The organism is Coprococcus sp. AM14-16, from assembly GCF_003434675.1.
GTDB lineage: Bacteria > Bacillota > Clostridia > Lachnospirales > Lachnospiraceae > Coprococcus > Coprococcus aceti.
Window position 1 is genome coordinate 259,501 of sequence record NZ_QTLL01000001.1, and the last position, 19,766, is coordinate 279,266.

22 protein-coding genes are annotated in these 19,766 nt (G+C 40.3%); all 22 read left to right on the forward strand.

The window, feature by feature from the left end:
* Positions 1–109: 109 nt before the first annotated feature.
* On the forward strand, positions 110–631 hold the full coding sequence (locus tag DW159_RS01230) for a hypothetical protein (RefSeq protein WP_117548672.1): 522 nt from the start codon (positions 110–112) through the stop codon (positions 629–631).
* Position 632: 1 nt separating this feature from the next.
* A complete protein-coding gene (locus DW159_RS01235; protein WP_117548673.1) occupies positions 633–3,809 on the forward strand; it encodes an FtsK/SpoIIIE domain-containing protein in 3,177 nt (1,058 codons plus the stop codon).
* A gap of 112 nt (positions 3,810–3,921) precedes the next feature.
* Positions 3,922–4,476 (forward strand): hypothetical protein, encoded by a 555-nt coding sequence (locus DW159_RS01240; RefSeq protein WP_117548674.1) that lies wholly within the window; start codon positions 3,922–3,924, stop codon positions 4,474–4,476.
* Positions 4,477–4,494: 18 nt separating this feature from the next.
* Positions 4,495–4,869, forward strand: a complete 375-nt coding sequence (locus tag DW159_RS01245) for a hypothetical protein (protein ID WP_117548675.1) — start codon at positions 4,495–4,497, stop codon at positions 4,867–4,869.
* Between the two features lie 54 nt (positions 4,870–4,923).
* Positions 4,924–5,046, forward strand: coding sequence for a hypothetical protein (locus DW159_RS13985; protein WP_278320887.1), 123 nt, complete (start codon positions 4,924–4,926; stop codon positions 5,044–5,046).
* Between the two features lie 6 nt (positions 5,047–5,052).
* Positions 5,053–5,190, forward strand: coding sequence for a hypothetical protein (locus DW159_RS13585; protein WP_158547563.1), 138 nt, complete (start codon positions 5,053–5,055; stop codon positions 5,188–5,190).
* 127 nt (positions 5,191–5,317) lie between these two features.
* A complete protein-coding gene (locus DW159_RS01250) occupies positions 5,318–6,463 on the forward strand; it encodes a hypothetical protein (protein WP_117548676.1) in 1,146 nt (381 codons plus the stop codon).
* Positions 6,464–6,476: 13 nt separating this feature from the next.
* Complete coding sequence (locus tag DW159_RS01255) at positions 6,477–7,739, forward strand: Mov34/MPN/PAD-1 family protein (RefSeq protein WP_158547564.1); 1,263 nt, start codon at positions 6,477–6,479, stop codon at positions 7,737–7,739.
* Between the two features lie 98 nt (positions 7,740–7,837).
* Complete coding sequence (locus DW159_RS01260; protein ID WP_117548678.1) at positions 7,838–9,232, forward strand: HesA/MoeB/ThiF family protein; 1,395 nt, start codon at positions 7,838–7,840, stop codon at positions 9,230–9,232.
* Positions 9,233–9,454 (forward strand): hypothetical protein, encoded by a 222-nt coding sequence (locus tag DW159_RS01265; RefSeq protein WP_117548679.1) that lies wholly within the window; start codon positions 9,233–9,235, stop codon positions 9,452–9,454.
* Entirely contained in the window at positions 9,447–9,716 is a 270-nt protein-coding gene (locus tag DW159_RS01270; protein WP_117548680.1) for a hypothetical protein, read from the forward strand. Before DW159_RS01265 ends, DW159_RS01270 begins: the two co-directional genes overlap by 8 nt.
* Before the next feature lie 14 nt (positions 9,717–9,730).
* Positions 9,731–10,489, forward strand: coding sequence for a NucA/NucB deoxyribonuclease domain-containing protein (locus DW159_RS01275; RefSeq protein WP_117548681.1), 759 nt, complete (start codon positions 9,731–9,733; stop codon positions 10,487–10,489).
* A gap of 12 nt (positions 10,490–10,501) precedes the next feature.
* Entirely contained in the window at positions 10,502–11,065 is a 564-nt protein-coding gene (locus tag DW159_RS01280; RefSeq protein WP_117548682.1) for a DUF2625 family protein, read from the forward strand.
* A 4-nt stretch (positions 11,066–11,069) separates the two neighbouring features.
* Positions 11,070–12,173, forward strand: coding sequence for a transglutaminase domain-containing protein (locus tag DW159_RS01285; protein WP_117548683.1), 1,104 nt, complete (start codon positions 11,070–11,072; stop codon positions 12,171–12,173).
* A gap of 12 nt (positions 12,174–12,185) precedes the next feature.
* On the forward strand, positions 12,186–12,530 hold the full coding sequence (locus DW159_RS01290) for a hypothetical protein (RefSeq protein WP_117548684.1): 345 nt from the start codon (positions 12,186–12,188) through the stop codon (positions 12,528–12,530).
* 406 nt (positions 12,531–12,936) lie between these two features.
* On the forward strand, positions 12,937–13,539 hold the full coding sequence (locus DW159_RS01295) for a ClpP family protease (RefSeq protein WP_199412493.1): 603 nt from the start codon (positions 12,937–12,939) through the stop codon (positions 13,537–13,539).
* A gap of 4 nt (positions 13,540–13,543) precedes the next feature.
* On the forward strand, positions 13,544–14,296 hold the full coding sequence (locus DW159_RS01300) for a hypothetical protein (RefSeq protein ID WP_117548685.1): 753 nt from the start codon (positions 13,544–13,546) through the stop codon (positions 14,294–14,296).
* A 1-nt stretch (position 14,297) separates the two neighbouring features.
* Positions 14,298–16,205: a type IV secretory system conjugative DNA transfer family protein gene (locus DW159_RS01305; RefSeq protein ID WP_117548686.1), complete on the forward strand. Its 1,908-nt coding sequence runs from the start codon at positions 14,298–14,300 to the stop codon at positions 16,203–16,205.
* Between the two features lie 243 nt (positions 16,206–16,448).
* On the forward strand, positions 16,449–16,778 hold the full coding sequence (locus DW159_RS01310) for a hypothetical protein (protein WP_117548687.1): 330 nt from the start codon (positions 16,449–16,451) through the stop codon (positions 16,776–16,778).
* A gap of 357 nt (positions 16,779–17,135) precedes the next feature.
* A complete protein-coding gene (locus tag DW159_RS01315) occupies positions 17,136–18,341 on the forward strand; it encodes a hypothetical protein (protein ID WP_117548688.1) in 1,206 nt (401 codons plus the stop codon).
* A 91-nt stretch (positions 18,342–18,432) separates the two neighbouring features.
* Positions 18,433–18,948 (forward strand): hypothetical protein, encoded by a 516-nt coding sequence (locus DW159_RS01320; RefSeq protein WP_117548689.1) that lies wholly within the window; start codon positions 18,433–18,435, stop codon positions 18,946–18,948.
* Between the two features lie 16 nt (positions 18,949–18,964).
* Entirely contained in the window at positions 18,965–19,765 is an 801-nt protein-coding gene (locus DW159_RS01325) for a metallophosphoesterase family protein (protein WP_117548690.1), read from the forward strand.
* Position 19,766 lies beyond the last annotated feature (1 nt).

Genomic DNA, 19,766 nt, shown 5'->3' on the forward strand with positions numbered 1-19,766 from the left:
ATATTGGATTTCTCTTCAAATAAATATGGAGAAAATACATGGGAAATCGTTATAGATGATAAGAGGATGAGCAGGTACTCATTCCATCAAATACAAGGAGGATACGGCTATGGCAAGTGAATTTTATGTAGCTGAAGATGGTTCAATCCATCGTCATCCGGCGACTGTGGTAAATAATGCCGGAAATCGTACAAACATCTATGCTTCGGCTCCTGTTGCTGCACCTGCGCATGCAAGGACAGCGTACAGACCGATTCATCAGGTGAGTGAGGGAAGAATCATTTGGTTTTGGGTTATCTCCATCATTATGGCACTTCTGATCGCAGTTGGGGTAACCAAGGGATTTGGAACTGAGGTCTATGGAAGTGATGGTGGCTTCATTGCAACAATTGGACCCTTTGTTGTATTTGCTGGCGCTCTTGCTGGAAGCATCCTGTACGGCATTTTCTGCGCGAAATCAGTTGATTACAACCTCTGGGCATACATCCTGTCGGCGTTATCATCGGTAGGGGGTATTGTCGCTACCGGGATTGCCGTAGCAATCATTTGTTTTGTAGTGATGATACTTTTTTACATTCTGATTATCGGATTTGTAATAGCAATCATTTGCGGAATATTGGGAGGGTCATGATATGCAGAATAAGGGATATATAGAAGCAACCACAGATGCACGCCTTTTCGCAGATTTCATGGGCTCAACAATTGAAAAAGTTGAGCAGATTGTCAGAACGGCAAATGCGAAGCAGCAGAGAATTAACGGAGAATATCAGCAGCTCGAGAGACAGCTTCAGAGTACGAAAGGTAGTGCGGATAGACTTTGTTCCGCTGAGAAGCGCAGAAGGGATAATACTGCCAGACATGCTGTGGAGCACATGAAGGAGACACTTTCAGATATTAAAGATCCTCATTTTCACAGGATGGAGTCCAGATATATCAGGAAATGTGGCAGAGGTTCTTATGTTTCGGAGACAGACAATCCACAGACTGTGAAGAGAAAGCTTACAGAAGCGGTAAGCAGATTTGATGATCTTGTCTCAGATCTCAACCAGGCATTCATTCCACCCGCAATCAGTAATATTGTGGGTGGGGTGGTAAGACCCTATCGTAAGAGTCACTATGTAAAGATTATTAAAGCCCGAGATGAGATTCTTGCCCTTGCCGAAGCACTGATATGTTTCCCAGACCTGATTTCTCAGCAGAGAGAATGCGGTGAGGTGTTTAATGCCCGCATTGAACGTGAGAAGAGTGGCAGGGATGAGAGACTTCAGGATGTTCCGGAAGAGATGCGTGTGGGTATTGCCAGAACGTATGAACTGTTTGCTCAGGGGCTGGGGCAGTTTCACGATGAGACAGAAGTCCTCGATGAGATTGATAAGTCCATAGTAGTAGGACAGTGCTGGTTCTGCAACGAGAACGTATCATTCCTTGCCGAAGCTGGTCTTTCCGGCGAAAATGTTGATCTGTACGATGACAGGGTGGGATATCGTCTGAAGATGGATAACATCAAGGAGAATATGCTCTTCTCGTATGACGGAGCAGATGGTGTATCCAAGACATTGTGCTCCATGGCTGCAGATATTACGTATTCATGTGACCACATGGATATCATTCTGATTGATGTAAAGGGGCTCGGAAGTTCATACAGACAGCTTCAGCCGCTGAACGGATATGATGCAGTGTCAGTTCTTAGTACTGATGCTCAGGTGACAGAAGGTCTGGCAAGGCTTGAAAAATTGATCGCAGATACATATGAAAAGTGCCTGGGTGAGAGATTTGAAAGTGTTGAAGCATACAACAGAGTGTCTCTGTCAAAGCGCAACAGGAAGTGCCTTATTATCAATGACATGATCGCGAATGTTGAACCGAAATATTATGATCAGATTCTCCGCATAATGAACAATGGGGAGAAGGCCGGAGTTTATGTAATATGCTCGATTGAGAACAGAGATTACGGGAATAACAGAGCTTTGTCTGAGTTTGTTGCAAGCGTTAAGGAAGCAGCGACAGTAATTCCTGTACGCGACAATGGCTTTTACCTTAACAGTAGCACATGGGTTCTTCTTAAGAGCGATACTGATCAGGAACGTATCTCATCGGTAAAGTGCAAGCTGGAGGCTAAGAAAGAGCAGTTCGCAATTATTCCGATTGGAAAGGCACTTCCTCCTGATGGAGAGTGGCAGAAGAAGAGTTCAGCAAATGGACTGACAGTTAACTTCGGTATCGATGAAAATGGCAAAAAAGCATCATTTGAGATTTCGTCTGAAAGACCGTATGGGCTTATCATCGGCGATGTCCGCGTTGGAAAGAGCAGTCTGTTACATACGATTATTTTCCAGTTGCTTGCAAATTACTCTCCGGAAGAGGTGAGAATCGCTGTTGGTGATTTTAAGGACGGAGCCGATTTCAATGTCTACGCAAAGGGCAATCTGAAGTCAGTTGATACTGTTGTTAATGATGAGGATCCGGATGCTATGCTCTCATTTCTTAAGTACTATGTTCAGGAAATGCAGGTAAGGCAGAGACTCTTCGAGCAGATGGAAGACCTGACTGGAGTGATTGTTCAGAAGTATGAGGATTTCAGAAGCTTATATGATGATTACCGGGCTGAGATCCAGTCCATGCCGAGAATGGTGATTCTGATTGATGAGTTCCAGTCGCTTTTTGATGGTGCATCTTGCGCTGCGTATATGACAGAGCTGGTAAGGAAAGGCGCTACATACGGTATTCATGTAATTTTGTCATCGCAGAGAGCGGTAAGCGATAATCCGAGAAACGGATTTACGGCTTCGCTGAAGGATTACTTTACATCCAGGTTTGTATTTAAGACTCCTCAGAATGCAGCGAGAAGCATGCTTGCAGAAAGAAGTGCCGACACAGGAAGGGAAAATACGGGGATTCAGAGAGCTTCACTACTGAAGAAGGGGCATACCGTTTATAGCTCCTATATGGGACAGAATGAGGCTGATAATGCTGTTGTGCAGTGCTACTTTGCATCAACAGATATTATTGCAACCTTTATCCAGGTTATTGTTTCAATGAACGGTAATAGCGAGAGCATTCTACTGAAGCGTAATGCGAAGTCTGTGTCACAGCCTGCAGCAGGTCAGATGATCAGAATTGGAAGATCTGTAGCATTTCGTAAGGATGAGTCTGAGGTTGATATTGATACTATTCTTGATGATATAGAGGTATCCATCAATCCTCGGAGAATCAAGAATATGATTCTCACCGGGGCGGATGAGAGAATTCTGAATTCGATGGTATCTTCGGTTATGAACTGGCGTATGGGAGTGAGTGATAAGCAGACCGAGATGCATTTCTTCGGGGAATATGATGCGGCACGGATAACCTCACGAGGCAGTGTTACGATTCATTACCACAAATCTGTTCAGGAGCAGCTTGAGGAGCTTGAGAGACAGAAGACAGGTGCGGGTGAAGCGTATGTTGTAAACGTGTTTGTCCAGCCGGATAAGTACACGGAATTAACTCAGTCTGCCGGATCAATCAGGAGAAACCAGGGCGTTGAGAGTATGAAGCAGATTTTGGAAGTGAGCAGTTGCGACAGAGGATTTACGGTTGTATACGCCAAGTCCTTCAAGAACCTCAGAAGTAATACGGCATACCTGCTCAATGCAGCACCAATACATATCACTTCTGTTGGGGATACTGAGAACCTTAAGTATGCCATGTCTGACAATGTACGGCTGGTAAGATGTGAATTTGATGTTCCTAACAGAGATGCCATCAAGGCTTACTACTACAACAAGGATACGGAGAAGTCTGGGAAGGTAATCATGTACAGACCGTAGGTTTTGCAAGGGAATATGACCATGAAGGAAAGTAGGATGAAAGTCCCACTTTCTTGCAAAATGGAGATTTTTGTTAAGCTATTGTCAATAAAAACAAGGAGATGGAACTCACATGGCAGAGAATAAGAAACAGTGGTATGAAGAAAATCCGGAGCTGCTTGAAGCGGAGATAGCAGCGATGAGTGATTTCCTGGGAGATAAGGCTGAATTCATTATTCTGAATAATGGAACTGTGTGCTGGAAAATACATTATTGTCCGCAATTCCTTGATAAGAGCATAAGCAAGGGAGAAAAATGCGATAGAGAATATGATATTGCCATTCTGTATGAAGATAATTTTCCTGACACTCATAGAGAAGCAAGTGCAAGGATATTCAGTTCCAAAGCATTTTTCTTAAGACCGTCAATTGATGAATTACAGATGATTGTTAAAGAAAGATATCCTTACAAATATTGGATTCCACATTTGCTGCGATCTGATATGGGTGAACTGTATCCGGTTTTAAGATGTTCATATATTGAGCCCATATATAATGTGAATTTTGAAAATGCATCAGCGGTTGATACGGCAAAAATGACAATTAACTGGATTTCAGCATTTGAGACTGGGATAGAAGAACCACGTATATGGGAGTTGTTTACCAGACTAGGACCAGGAACTATATAGCAAAGGAGATGAGTTTAAATGAAAACTTGTTTTGCAGAACGTTGGTATGACGATCAATCGGAAATTCTCGAGGTGGAAAAGGAATCTGAGAATTTGAAAGAGCGTTGGAAAGAATTATGCGTATGCAAAAAAAGCGAAAAAATAAATGCAATAAATCAAGAGGATATTTATAAGAATAAATTCTATAGATGCACTGAGTGTGGCTATGTAATAGAACCAATGATAGATGCATCAAGACGTGTGCCTAGGTGTTCTGTTTATGTTGTAGACGATAAGACAAATCCTCTTGAGCCTGAAAGATGTTTTTATGATGAAAAGGACGCAAAAGATTACGTTGAATTTTGTGGATTATCTGAGAAACAGATATACAGACAATGGCACATAGTAGATTAATGAAGTGGAATCTCCACATTCGATATTACTGGTGATTTACAAGGAGAAACTCATATGGCAAGGAAAATGAACCAATGTATAGAATATTTTGGTTCTCCTGCGGTTAGGTATTATAGAGAACTCTCAATTTCTGAACCTGCTGTAGAAGAAGTATTTATTGAAGAAAGAGAGGATTAAAGGATTATGAAAGAATATGCAAATGAAGCCCCCGAAATTCGGAGAATGATAGAGGTATTAGCATCGGGATTTGATGACGCTGGTATTAATGATGGAACAATCAAACATGCAGTTCCAGAAGCCCATATTGCCTTTATGGAATAATCGCTATGTAAGGACTGAAAAAACTAAAATTTTCATCCGATAAAATGGATAAACGACTTGGTGAATCGTTAAAAGTAATAGAACCACAAAAGTGGGCAAAAAATATTAAGCAAAGGAGAACAAAGTTATGAAGAGACACGTACCTTTTACAAGTGTATCAGTTGATCCAGAGGTTCAGAGAATGAGAGATATTCATATCAATGGGGGGTATATGGGACCTGGAGAGGATCTCTACAACGAGAATGAGGCATTGGTCATGAAGAAGATTTATGTACCTTTTACAAGCGTATCAGTTGACCCGGAGATCCAGAGAATGAGAGACATGCTTACGTCAGACGAAAATCTCGTGATTGATGATGACGGAACAATCGGAAGAGCTGGAGATCCTCAGTTTGAGTATGTTGGTAACGGAACGAAGGCAAAGACGGTTCCGAAGGCAATAGTGTCTGTACCGGAAAGTGGTGGCAGTATTCGTGATCTTATCAATGAGATGAGAGGTGAGGATGGCATCGGTAGCGAGGATGAGTTTGCTGCAATGACTGAAGATGATGTAGCACCTCAGACACATGCTACATCAAAGAAGACAAGCGTTGTTCCTAAAGGAATCGTTTCCACCAGAAGCGTCAGTGATCTTATCAATGAGATGAGAGGCGGAGATGACTCTGAGACAGAGGATGTGGATGACGATGTTGAGGCATATGTGGACGAGCCGCAGTCTACTTCCAATCCGAAGCTCGTTCCTAAGACTGTTGTATCCGCTGATCAGTGGTATGAGAAGAACCCCGATCTTCTTACAGCCGAAAAGGCCGCAATGTACGACTTTCAGGGGAAGAAAGCGAGGTTCTGCATTTTGAAGGATGGAAGAGCTTGTTGGATGGTTCATTGCCAGCCTTCCATCGCTGGAAGGGACAAGCGTTACTGCAGAGCATATGATATCGCTCTTATTTATGACAATGACCATCCTCAGGCAAGATACGGAAGTTCTGTTAAAGCATATCTCCTTAACCCTACGGTGGATCAGCTGCAGGATATCGTTAACAGAACCAGTGGTGTATCACCGAAGAATATCCCGCATCTTCTCAGGGATGGAAACGGAGAACTTTATCTTTGCTCTGCTGATACGCGCGATGTATCTACAAACATTGATTCAGCAGGGGGAATTACATCCGCAGCGACCTCTCTCAGATTTGCTCTTCGCTGGATTAACATCTTTGAGCTTGGGCTTATTGATCCTGTAACCTGGGGCAAGTTCCAGAGACATGGCGAAATTTAAGGAGGGGATGACTATGGCAATGAATCCTTATGATCTTTATAAGATGCAGGGGAACTGCAAAAAGGTAATTGTTGAAGCACCCGGAAGTGCAGTGGGGGCTGTGGTAGACATTATGGTTGACAGCATCGATAAGGTTGAGCGTATTACTGAGAGTGTTTGTGAAACAATCAAGAAAGATTCAGATGCTGCCAGCACTCCGGATTTTACTGCTCATACAACAAAGGATAAGACTCTTGCCGATCTCTTCGGAGAGGAACTATCGGAGACATTCCGTCGCACTGAATCCGGCGACGGAATGTACGCCGGTATCAGTATGGAAGCTGAAGGTATGAAGCAGCAGTACCTTGTGTTTATATCAACAGCAGACAATGCAACAGTGCCTGTTAAGGTTATTCCTGTAGTTCCTTCTGGATTTGAACTCTTTGGTTACTCAAAGAAGAAACCTTTTAAGAAAGCTTCTACTTATGATGTAAGACCTGATAAGGATAATCCGGGTGAGGTATATCTGGAAACCATGCGTATGAGGAGAATTATACAGAAGTACAAACCGGGTGAAGTTTGGAGTAAGAGCGATGTCAAGGAGTATTTCCAGGAGATTGGAGACTGGACAAAGAAGATGTCGCAGCAGAGGAAGGAAGCACTGGAAAAGAAGAGTCTTCATAAAAGAACGGAACTTTCAGGAAGGTCGAGAAACAGGTTTGATTATTTGAAGGGAACATGCAAGAAGTGTAGGAGAATTGTCATCAGCGACAGGGCTTATACATCGATTATCGCAGAGGCATTATCCAGAGATCCGGATGAAACGGGTGGCATTCTTCTTGGGATTATCGATAAGGATATCTGGTATGTAGTTGAGGCGACAGATCCGGGGCTTTCAACATTCCATAACCGCGTTCATCATGAGATGGATGAGAAGTATCACAATCATGTGTATCCTGTTATTTCTCGACTTTATGAGAAGGATCTGTGTCTGCTTGGCTTATGGCATAGGCATCCCGGAACTCTGAATACATTCTCTGGCGATGATAACAGGACAAATACCAGCTATTCTGAGGCAATCGGTAATGGGACGCTTTCATTCCTTCTCAATTTTGTTCCTGATGCTCAGCTTACCTGCTATTACCTTGATGACAAGGGAACTGGTTCATATTACAAGCCGGATGTGAGGATTGGTGATAAGTACTTTAAGGGAACAGATTATCTTGTGCTGGCAGATGAGAAGACTCTTATCGCAAGGAAGAAGCAGATGCAGCGTGAGATCAAGGAAGTTGGTTGAAGGGGATTCTCCACAAATCAGCCATTCTGTTAACTGATTTGTGGAGAATTCATAGGTGACATCGTTAATAAAGATATAAAGTAAAGGAGGTACATACCATGATCAATAGAACAGATATTCAGAATAAACTGAACGGTAATCTGGGTGAACATATCACATTATCGCGCATCTTAGGTGAACTTCTCGAAAATTTTGACCCCGTAGATTTTAGCTTGGAAGCAACCGCAGATACAGATGATGAGATTATCGAAGCGGCAAGAAATGATCTTACAGAAGGCGGATTTGGCGATGATGAGACTGAAGAAGACTTTGATGTGGATACTGAGCTTCTGGAAGGTTTCTTTGCAGGAAAGACAAAGCATAACTATCAGATGTTGGCAAATACCGATATCTTGAAGATAGATGGCACAGAATATGAGGTATTCGGTATTTACAGAGATGAGACTGAAAAGTACTATCTTCTGTCTGACGGCAATAACTCCAATGAAGAAGTAGATCAGTATAGTGCACATGGTCTGATCGTCTCAAAGGAACATTTCCTTAAACTTCTGAATAAGGAAGTTGTTATTGAGGGCTATGATTTCTTCGGATGCTATATCAATGACGGATGGGTATTCTACAAAGCGGATGCTGAGCGTTACCATATTGCGTTGAATTTCTTTGATATGGTAACCAGACTCTTTTCAAGAAATACCGGACTGCTTGAATCTTCGGTAATGAATAAAAAAGCCGCCTTGATTGTAGGCTGTGGAAGCGTTGGCTCACTTATCGCACTCGAACTTGCAAGAGCAGGTGTTTGTTACTTTATTCTTGTTGACAGCGATACGCTTGAGATTCATAACATCTGTCGTCATCAGCTTGGTTTCAGAGATCTTGGTCGCTATAAGGTAGATGCTGTTGCGGATGCGATTAGAAATATCAATCCTTCGGCAAAAATCATCAAGTTCAGGGGCATCCTTCAGGAACTGCCCGCTGAGTATTTGGAAGGATTTGAGGATGGAATCATTATCGGAACGGGGGACAACCGTGAATCCAGTGCCTTTGGCAACGATCTTGCTAAAGTTCTGAAGGTGCCGTTTGTATCAACAGGATGCTGGCAGAGAGCTCATGCAGGAGAATGTTTTTACTGGTATCCGGGGGCAGGACTTCCGCTGTATAGAGAGGCGTTCGCTAATCTTATTTCAGATGAGAGACCAACTGCACATCAGAACTACTTTGCTGATGATAACGATGAAGAGACGCTTAATTTTGAGCCTGGCGTGTCTACTGATATCGAGTTTGTGACGCTTGTTGCGGTAAAGATTATCTACGATCTCTTGAACAGAGACACAGACAATTATACAAAGCGCGTTATCGGATATCTTAAGAACTATACTCTTGTCTGCAACACGAATGAAACCGTGATTGGCGGAAGAAATGCAGAAATCTTCCCGCATCCGCTTTACATAAGTAATACGATTACTGCCGGTAAGATGCAGAAGGAGGCTGTATGAATGAGAAAAACATGTTCAGAGGCACATAGCCAGCTTCAGAGATGGAACTCAATACGAAGTGAGTGGGAAGATAATAAAAGCCGGGAAATTGAGGCAGATTATATTGACCCTATACAGAGCGTACTAACATATATGGATGAGAAACTTTGTGAAATTAACAGTTTTATTGATAATACGGAGGAAAAGATAAACGAAATCAAGGAGGTAAACAGTTATGGCTAGCGGAAGTGTTATTGTTCATGATATTGATTCATTGGAGTCATACATGAGCGTTTTGCAGTCTAAGAGAGATGATCTTGAAGGATTATATGGAGTCCTCAGTGCTGAAACAAGCAATCAGGGTGGAAACTGGCAGGATCCTCAGTATGATTATCTGAGGGAACTCATCGATAATTATGCATCATCCGCACAGGGGCAGCTCAGTGAACTGGATGAATCTATAAACTATATCAGCGGGTTGATTGCAAAACTCAGAGATTTGTAGAAAGGGGTGGCGGCATGAGCGATGTTAATGTCGTTATTACGGCCGTTGACAGGGGAATGGATATTATGGACGGCTATGAAAGAGAAGTAGAGGATCTTCGTGCTCATGTCACCTTTGATATTCATTCGGTTATAGCAGCGGTGGAACACGAGGAGTCATTTGTCAAACAGAAGATGGATGATATTAGTTACTCTTCCTATGAAGACTCTGACGATGATTCCGGTGAAGGTATTGACTGCCTTTACAGACAGAAGGAAAAGTACGAAAGCCTGCTATATCAATCAAGTACACGTGGAAGTGAACTGGAAGCAGAATGGGTAGGCCTGTGCAAACAGACCGTAGACCTTGTCGAAGACAGCAAAAGGGTTATGGCTGACTACATAAGAAAACTTAACCGGATTAATTATTCCAGTGGTTTAACAGGGTTTTCGAGTGGAGGACATGGACCAGAATATTACGTCGTAATTGTGGATTCCAGAAAGTATCCGCAGACTGCTGAGCATATCAGGATGGCACAGACGATGGGTTTTCCGGAGTTTGTGACTCTTGGAAGAGCAGATGCTGCAGAGCGAAGAAAAGCATCCTTGGCTGATGTAAAAGCAAGTCAGATCTATGACCGTGATGAATGGCCGATGGCAGTATTTGAAGAAGGTGGTCAGGGAGCAAACATTGTTTATATTGAGGGTAGAGACAACAGAGGCGCCGGATCATCTATAGGATGGCAGATGAGAGGATTTCCGGATGGTTCAAGAGTAAGAGTGAGGGTTATTTAAGGAGGGCTGATCATGTCAGAAAACACAAATGCAACATATCAGATCAATAGCTGGTTTAAGCACACACAACAGAAGATCAGTCTCGTAAGAAATAACATAAGAGACCTGAGTTCAATGAAAATACTTCATGTAGGTAAGGGCTCATATCTTGGTGAGATTGTAGGTGCCTATTCAAAGGTGTCATTGTGTGATGGCTATTTCCGACTTCTCTGCGGTGCAGGCGATGATTCGATTGTTGATATCAATGCTGTAAATGAAAACGGGATTCCGGAATTGTTTCCGGGCGCGCTGGTCATTGCTTATGATATCAACGGAAATCTTTTTGCACTTAATTCAGGAGCGTGCAGGGACGCGGCTATGGGCAGCGTGCTGTATCTTACAAAAGACAGTTTTGTATGGGAAAATATGGATTTGAGATATGCACAGTTTTTGAAATGGGTATCCGGATTAACAGCAGAAGATCTGATTAGAAATGGTTGGAGACCAGAAGCGGGCGATAAGCCGATTGCTGACATTCTGGAGTTCTTAATGGGAAAGGCAGCGGCTTATAACATGTTTCTAAGGCAAGGGGGATGATGCGATGAATCAGATTGTAGAGATGAATGTATCCACCCCTGACCAGTTCATTAGGGCAATAAGATTATCCCAGAATGTTTTCGGAAATCAGACTGTTATAAATGTGGCAAACAGCAGGGAGAGTTTTGCCAGGGCATCGGAGCTTTCTTCAGATATACAATATGGAGTGGCATCACTCTACAAGAATACAGCTGGGTCTTTTGCAGCGGCACAATTATCTCAGTTTTCACTCCGAATGATAGCGGATCCTTTTGGAAGATTTTCCAGAGTTCTTATTAGTTCCAGATATTTCAGCACCCCCAAGGAGCTTAATGATCTTATTTGTGTTTCGGCTGAAATTGCCTGCTTGCTCAATAAAAATGTGAGAGATCATCGCAATGAGTTTGAAAAGATATACCTGTTTGACAAGTGGGTGCGGAATAATTTCGAGTATAAAAGCACAAGCCAGATAGAGGATCATACGGCTATAGATCTTTTGAAAAACAGAAGTGGTGTATGCCAGGCGATAGCAGCAACGGCAGTGCTTGTTTTGTCATATATGGGGATTAAAGTGCTTTATGTAACCGGCGAGGGAAAAGGGAGTCAGGGATGGGGACCGCACGCATGGAATGCAGTAAAGATAAATGACCGATGGATGTATGTGGATTTTACATTTTCCATGAATTCCCTCAGACTGCCCAGCACTAAATCCGGAATAGAAGAGAAATTCTTTGTTAAGACACATAGATGGGATAAAAAAGAGTACAGTGATTGCTCAATGGATTCTAAGTGGAAAAGTATTTGCTGGAAAAAAGAGGATGGAATCAACATTAATGTTAAAGCAGATGACTGCTGTATTAATGGAGTTGAGGTAAGGTTTTCTTCTAAATTGCTTATAAACGACGGCAATAGGAGTCTTTTAGACCTTGTAAGCATAATAAGGCTTCTCGGAGGAGGAATCGAGTTAATTTCTAGTACGGGTACGATAAATGTTTGTGTTTTTGGCAAAAGGATTGTTCTTAAAGGTGCATTTAAGTATTTTCATGATGGATATTTTGATCAAACTGTATTAAGTCACATTTGGAAGAATGTATGTGTCAACGATTCTGAATTGAGAATCGTAATCTAAGGTGGTGGTGTTATGGTCAATGTGGTAACAGCGGGCAGGTTTAAGGGAAAAAGAATAAAAGCTGACAGTGAAGGTGCGTTTATACCGTTTAGGAGAGAACATCTTGATATTACATCCGAGATTGTAGACCATATCAAAATGATGAGTATTGCACAAAACAAGAGCTTCCTTATCGGATTCATCAGGGGATTTTTTGCTAGGTGCCTAGGCAACACTGCTTGGTTATCTGCCATTCAGAGCGCACAGGGCAACAGTCAATACCGAATAAGAATAGCCTATAGAGATGGAACGGCGAGTGTCTGTGTTGTTGATAGTAGTATACTTGATCAATTGGCGGTGACATGTAGACTTGATTGATTTTTTATCCCTATATTGTCTATGTGAAGGTCTGCTAAAAAAGCATTATACATATTTCCTTGTGTGATGTTTTGAAATCCTTTCTGGTCTGAAACTTACCATAGGGGCTCTTATTTCTAAATTTGGATGTTAAATGTAATAATACATTAATGCATAAGTATATTAAAATCATCTCTGCCAGAATTGACATACATTATGCTTAAAGAGTTACGTATTCATTATTTCATATATTTTGAGCATATTCTATGCTGGATTGGTGGACAAAGAATTTGTAATACAAATGAATCCCACCTGAAGAGACCGATTGGTGATCGGTCGAAATCCGGTGGCTGGCTGCGACATAGACTCCGGTTGGTCACTGGATAGTGGGAAACCAAGAAGTTTTATTAACGAAGGAGGAGAAAAAATGGCAATATTTACACCAAATATCATAACAAACACAAACGGAACAGATCATATGGCAGATTTACGGAGTGAGATGTTCTTCAAAAAGAGGTTGATTACTATAGATAGCGAAATAGATAGTGATCTTGCAACCTCGGTTATATCTCAGATGATGTATTTAAATGGAAAGTCGGATGATGATATATACGTGATGTTGGATTCTCCGGGAGGATCTGTAAGTGCAGGATTCAGGATCTTTGATTATATGAAGTATGCATGTAGATGTGATGTTGCGACAATTTCAAATGGAATAACGGCATCTATGGCAGCATTTATTCTTGCGGCAGGTACAAGTGGTAAGAGATATGTAACACCTAATTCGGAAATAATGATACATCAGCCTCTTGGAGGAACACAGGGGCAGGCAACCGAGATGATTATTGCTGTTAATCATATTATGAAAGTCAAAGATAACTTAACTCGTATTCTTTCAGAGGAGTGTGCTAAGGATTTTGACACTGTCTCAGAAGATATCGAGAGAGATCATTGGATGGATGCAGACGAGGCAAAGCGCTATGGAATTGTGGATATCATAGGTTATCCGGAAGAGTTGTTGGAGGTGTAGATTGATGAGCGGATCTTTAGATTTTTATGGAGTAGACAGTGTAATGGACGAGATGAAAAACATCTTAAGAGATAAGCTGGTTTATACAAACAGGGTCGCCAGTCTTCCTAACTTTATTATTCTTCTTGATGGAGGAGATGGTCAGACCTACATAACAGAGGTGATTACAGACATGTTAATCAGTAATAAATTAAGAGATTTCAATGGGCTCGATGAGTACGTTGAATATAAACCAGAAGGAGCATTGCCATATATTAAGTGGATGTTTTCTGATATTGAGGACAATGCAATTTATGGTAATGAATATAAGGGCGTGGTTTCTATTGATGTGTCGAGACTTGTGAACTATCAGAATGAATATCAGGTGGAGTATTTCCTGACTCATTTGAAAAGAGTGGCTAAGCATGCAACATTGATTTTATTCTGTGATACAACTCTTGGGAAAAAAGGGGAGCGACTGATTTCTACTTTGCGAAAGACATTGGCAAAAGTTGATGTTATTTCTGTCGAAAAGAAATCTTCACATGATTATGCATGTATTATTGCTCAGAATATCATTGATAGAGGAATAGACATTCAGGATAAAGAAAGCACTGTGAAAATTCTGGAAAACACCGTGGCGAGAGATATCAATTCGGTAAGAGAGGCAATAGCCTGTAGTGAGAAGCTGGCTTTTGGTGCTGATTATTCCGTAAAACCGCCATTGTTGACAATAAAAGCTACACAGAAATTTGGAAATAATAAGGAGGTTTATTAGTATGGGAAGAAGCGAGCGTTGGGCAACTGATCGCGAGAAGAAAAAGACATTGAGTAAGAATGGGGCAGGTCCTATATTGTACCTTGAAAATGATGAGAAATTTGCCTATTCCGATGAATCTCATATAGCGATACTTGGGGAGTCGGGTACAGGTAAGAGCAGAAGACTTATAATACCTATGATTCTGAATTCCTTAACAAATAGCACTAATAAGGAAAGCTTTGTTATCGCAGATCCGAAGGGTGAGATATACAGTAGTACTATAAGGTCGGTACCCAAGGAGTATGAGATTTACAAGTTTGACTTCAGAAATTTGTATAGAGAGGATGATGTAACTTGTTGGAATCCTTTGGCAGCTCCCTATGAACTTTGGAAGATGGGAACAGATGAGAATATTTTTAGGGCTGAACAGATGGTTGATGACTTAGCGCATGCATTATATCCTGTTCCACCAAATGAAAACCCATTTTGGACGACAGAAGCAAGAAATATGTTTGAAGGAGCAGTATATTCACTCTTTAGTTATGCTAAACCTGAAGAGGTGAATTTGACAAGCCTCTTTTATTTTTTTCAGCTTGGAGATGAAAAGTATGGTGCGAGTACATATGTGAAAGAGTTAGTGAGTTTTGCATTGGACGATGGAAATGAAAATGTGGCAATGGGGCTTCAGAGCTATGTATCAACGGCGCCAGAAACTCGTGGAGGAATTCGATCAAGCTTTCTTAATAGGCTTTCTATTGCAACGAGAAGTGGTGGAGTGAGAAGTTTCCTGAGTAATGATGATATTCATATTAATACCCTTAAGGGCGATAAGCCGATTATTATATACATTATACTTCCGGATGAAACGCCTATATATGAGGAGCTTGCTGGAATGCTTATCAGTCAGCTTATGAATCATTATATTTATGTTGCAGAAGATCTTTGGTCGGGTAAACTCCCCATACGTATCAACTTCTGCTTAGATGAGCTCGGGAACATCGGAGAATCTATTTCTAACCTTCCACATTTGCTTAGTGCTGGCCGGTCGAGAAATGTCAGAGTAGAATTGGTATTGCAGAGTTTGTCACAGCTTGATGATATTTATGGTAAAAGTAACGCTACAACGATCATATCTAATACATCCGTTAAGGTGTTATATAGAGTTTCAAATTACGAAACCCTCTCCGAATTTTCAAGGATGTGCGGTGAGAAGGAAACCCTATTAGATAATGGGCTTGTTAAGAAAGAACCTCTTATTTCTCCTGTCCAGCTTGGCGCTATGGATGTTGGTCAGGCCTTGGTCATTATTTCAGGTAGAACAAAGTATATAACAAGATTTCCGGACTATACAGATTTGTTTAATTTAACGGATGAGAAGAAAGAAATAGATAGAGGCATTACATATAGAAAACGAAAAATAACGAAAACTTTTGATGTGAAGGAGTACGTAAAAGCAAGAAAAAATGGGAGACTGAAAGCGGCAGGTATGTTAAAGGAGGATGATTTAGAAGTCAGAAAAAACCTTCCATTTCCATACCCATTTGATGTCACAGATGAATCAAGCCTGGATGCTATGATAAAAGATATTGATAGAAAGATTGCAGAGCTCGAAGCCGAAGAACGTGAAGAAAAGCGTAAGGAAATGGAGCGCAATAATAAGGAGAAGATGAGCAGTACAGAAAAAAAGAGAAAAAGGTATTCTATTACAATAAATACACCATATAAAGTTGCAGTGATCAAAGCATTGATGAAAGTGATGGAGATGCCGGTTTCAAAAGCAAAGGATTTATATGATCATGCAAAAAAGAAAAATGGAGGTGGTGAGACCGTAGTTCTTTCTGGGTTGAGCAAGACAAAGGCAGATCAGCTCAAGAAAGAGCTGGAGAAAAAAATAGATATAGAGAACATAGATATAAGAGTGGAGTAAGAAGACTATTCCGTATTGGTGAAAGGAAGGTGTATAATGCAGTGTTTAATAATATAGAAATATTAAAAAAAGAGCCATATAGAAGTTTTTTGACTGCGTATGAGAATGATAAGTCATCTGTGGAGTTGCATTTTCCAATCGCCAATACGGATAAATTTAATTCCTCCCTTGAATGTTATACAAATAATAATTTATATAATGTAAAAATGTAGAGATGTGGGCGGTAAGGAGAGCAAGATAGATATGAAAAATATAGAGGTGAAGATAGCAAAAGGTCAAATTCTGGCATTTGCGCAACTTCATGGCAGTAAAAATAGTGAAAATGATATATTTGTAAATGGAGCTATTTCATTTGTAAAAGACATGCGAGAAATGAAGAAGTTTAGAGTATTTGCCAATTTGTGCAATGAGCAAGGAGAAATTTTACATATACTTTCTACATATAAAGCCTTTTCAACTATAAATAGTTATTATTCATTTTCTTTGTACTGTGCAGACATTTCTCGGTATCTGGAGGTGGATAAATTGGCATATGTAGAGGTGTATGCAGTGTTAGATGATAAATGTGAATAAGCAAAAATTTGATGAATAAATGAGGAAGAATGGTTAGTATTTATGGACAAACATAAGGAGGCAGATTTACAAATAAAAGAAAGAGCGTAGTTGTACGCTGTAGAGACGGAATATAAGAAGAGTTATATGGTGTTTTAAGTGAAGATAATGATATCCATGTGAACTGATGGAAAAATTATCCTGCTGTTAGTGGAACATATTATTCGTTTTCGCTTTACTGCAGTACAATAGATAGATTTTTGGATGTTGACGAACTTGATTATGCAGAATTGTACTTGAGCTTTAACGAGAAGAAATCATAAAGATTCGTAGAATAACAATAGAAAACGATATAGATACACGAAGGAGGCTGGTAACATGCGAAAACAGGGGATTAAACTCAAGGATAAATCAACACTCTCAAAGGGCGAATACTTGTTTGATCATTTTTTGTATGGGCTCATATTAGGGTCATTTGACGTATATAATATACTTCCCTATTTTGTGCCGATCGCAAAATATAATAATTCAATTCCAAGGTTGATTATTTGCATGTTATTGACCAGTGTGTTCGGAATTCTTTTCAGTTACAATGATAATCGGAGTGGTAAAGGGGTTGTTCTAGATATTTTATTAGGCATTGGATCCTATACAGTTTTAACTATTGGGAAATACGCGTTTAGTTTCATCAAGTGGTTAGGAGTGGGACTATTTGTGATATCGCTGCTTGGAGTTGTTCGCATAATTGCTAAGAGGATAAGGAGAATAGATAGAAAAAAACAGATTATTATCTCAAGATTCCTTAGAAGCACACAGGTGGTAAGGCGCAATGCTGGAGTCTGTGCGGCGATAGTCATTATAGCGCTGCCAATAACACTTAAATGTTTTCCGAATGATAAGTTAAACGAGGATTATTATGCAAAGGTTTGTGCAGAGTATGGTCTTAATGCTGAAGATGTACAAGATGGAATTGGAATATCGGGATATGGAGGAGAACTAAGTATTCATGAAGACTATGGAGATGAATATCGGCTCGAGGAAAATATAGATACCATAAAATGGATAAGAGATAATGATACATTCCAAACACTCGATTATGAAAAAAAGTGCGATGTTTTGAGAGCAATTTGTTATTGCGAAGGACGATATCTTGGGCTATGTAAGATAGATATCGAGTTTAAAGATATTGAAGATACATCATTGCTCGGAACATATAATCATTCAACCAAGACGATTATCATTAATTCTAAGCCGATAAAAGATGGTAGTTTGCCAGGCGGAACATCTGACGAACTCCTTATGACTATTTTACATGAATGCAGACATTGCTATCAGAATCTTGTTTCAGAAATGTATATTAATGTAACTCCGGAACAGAGAAATCTATACGCATTCAAGCAGGATGGAGTGAATGATTGGATAACAAATTTGAGTAATTATAAACCAGGGGACGAAACATTGGAAGGACAGATGGAGTATTATGAGCAGCCGATTGAAAGGGATGCCAGAATCTATGCGGAGACAGCGGCTCAGATATATTACCTAACGATTGATAGTCTTCTGAATAAACAGACAGATGACTAGATATTAGAAGAAATCAAAGAACCTGAGGATGAGATTATTACTATATATGACAATGAACCGTGAAGTATACATTATAGGAGGAGATGGACATATGATGATATTCAGGAAGAAAGAACGAGATGATATTTTAACTAACGAGCCATATGCTGCATTTATTAAAAAATTTGATAAGCTGCAAAGTGTTATAAATGAAAAGATACATATTAGAATCGACACGAATGACAATGGTAAGAAAACAGGATTTACAAGTGGATTTTACCTTGATTCTTGCTATGCACAGTGGTTTGAGTTGAAGTTTGAATTCTATGGATTGGATAACGAAGAGAGCAATCCAAACCAGCAGCTTTATGTGATGCATAGTTTGGAATATAAATTTGTAGATGATGATTATAATGATATGATGCTGGACACAGTTGCAGATATAGAGAAGAGAAATGGTTACATATATTTATCGTCATTGGTTCATGAGTGTGAAGTGAGAAGCTCAATGAACAACAAAAATACAGTAACTGTAATGTATTCGGTGCTTTGTGATAAAAAAGATGCAAAGGAAGTCTGTTTACAGCTTATAAATCACGATATTGCATTGTTTACTCGTAGTTTTTAGATAACAGGAGGGTGTAGTGAAACAAAATTGGTTTTTACTAGGAGATATCCATGGCGAAGCTGCAGCCATAGAGTATTTTTATAATCATCATAGAGAAAGACTAAAGTTGGATGATTGCCAGAATAATATCATATTGTTAGGAGATGTTGGATTAAACTATTCAATAACAGGATTGGCGGATTTTTATTACAAGACATCACTATCAAAGCTGCCATTTACATATATTTGTTTGCGAGGAAATCATGAATCTAGAGTCAGTGATGTGATTAAGCGCAATCCATCGAGATGGAATCCGATAGAAAAATATGGCGGATTGGTTTATGTTGAAAATGATTTTCCGAATATCGAATATCTTGTGGATGGTCCGGCTATTTATGAATTTGCAGGTTACAAGACATTGTCTTTGCCAGGAGCATACTCTGTTGACAAATGGCTCAGATTGGCAAATGGGTGGCAGTGGTTTGCTGATGAGCAGCTATCGGAAGAAGAAATGCAGTATGGAGGAATGCTCGTTAATCATGAAAAATCAGTGGATTTGGTTATTTCGCATACATGTCCTATAGAATTTGAACCGAATGACTTGTTCCTTGGCTCAATTGATCAATCTCAGGTAGATAAGACCATGGAATTGTATTTGGGTGAAATTGAAAACCAGTTGGATTATCGTAGATGGGCCTGGGGACATTATCACGCGGACAGATTGTATCCATGGAAAGATGGTAAGGAAAAACTTATGCTTTTTAATGAACATGTTGTGGATCTGTGTAAGTTCATGGAGATGGGGAAAGCAGATTATTTTGTGGATATATTGGCATAAG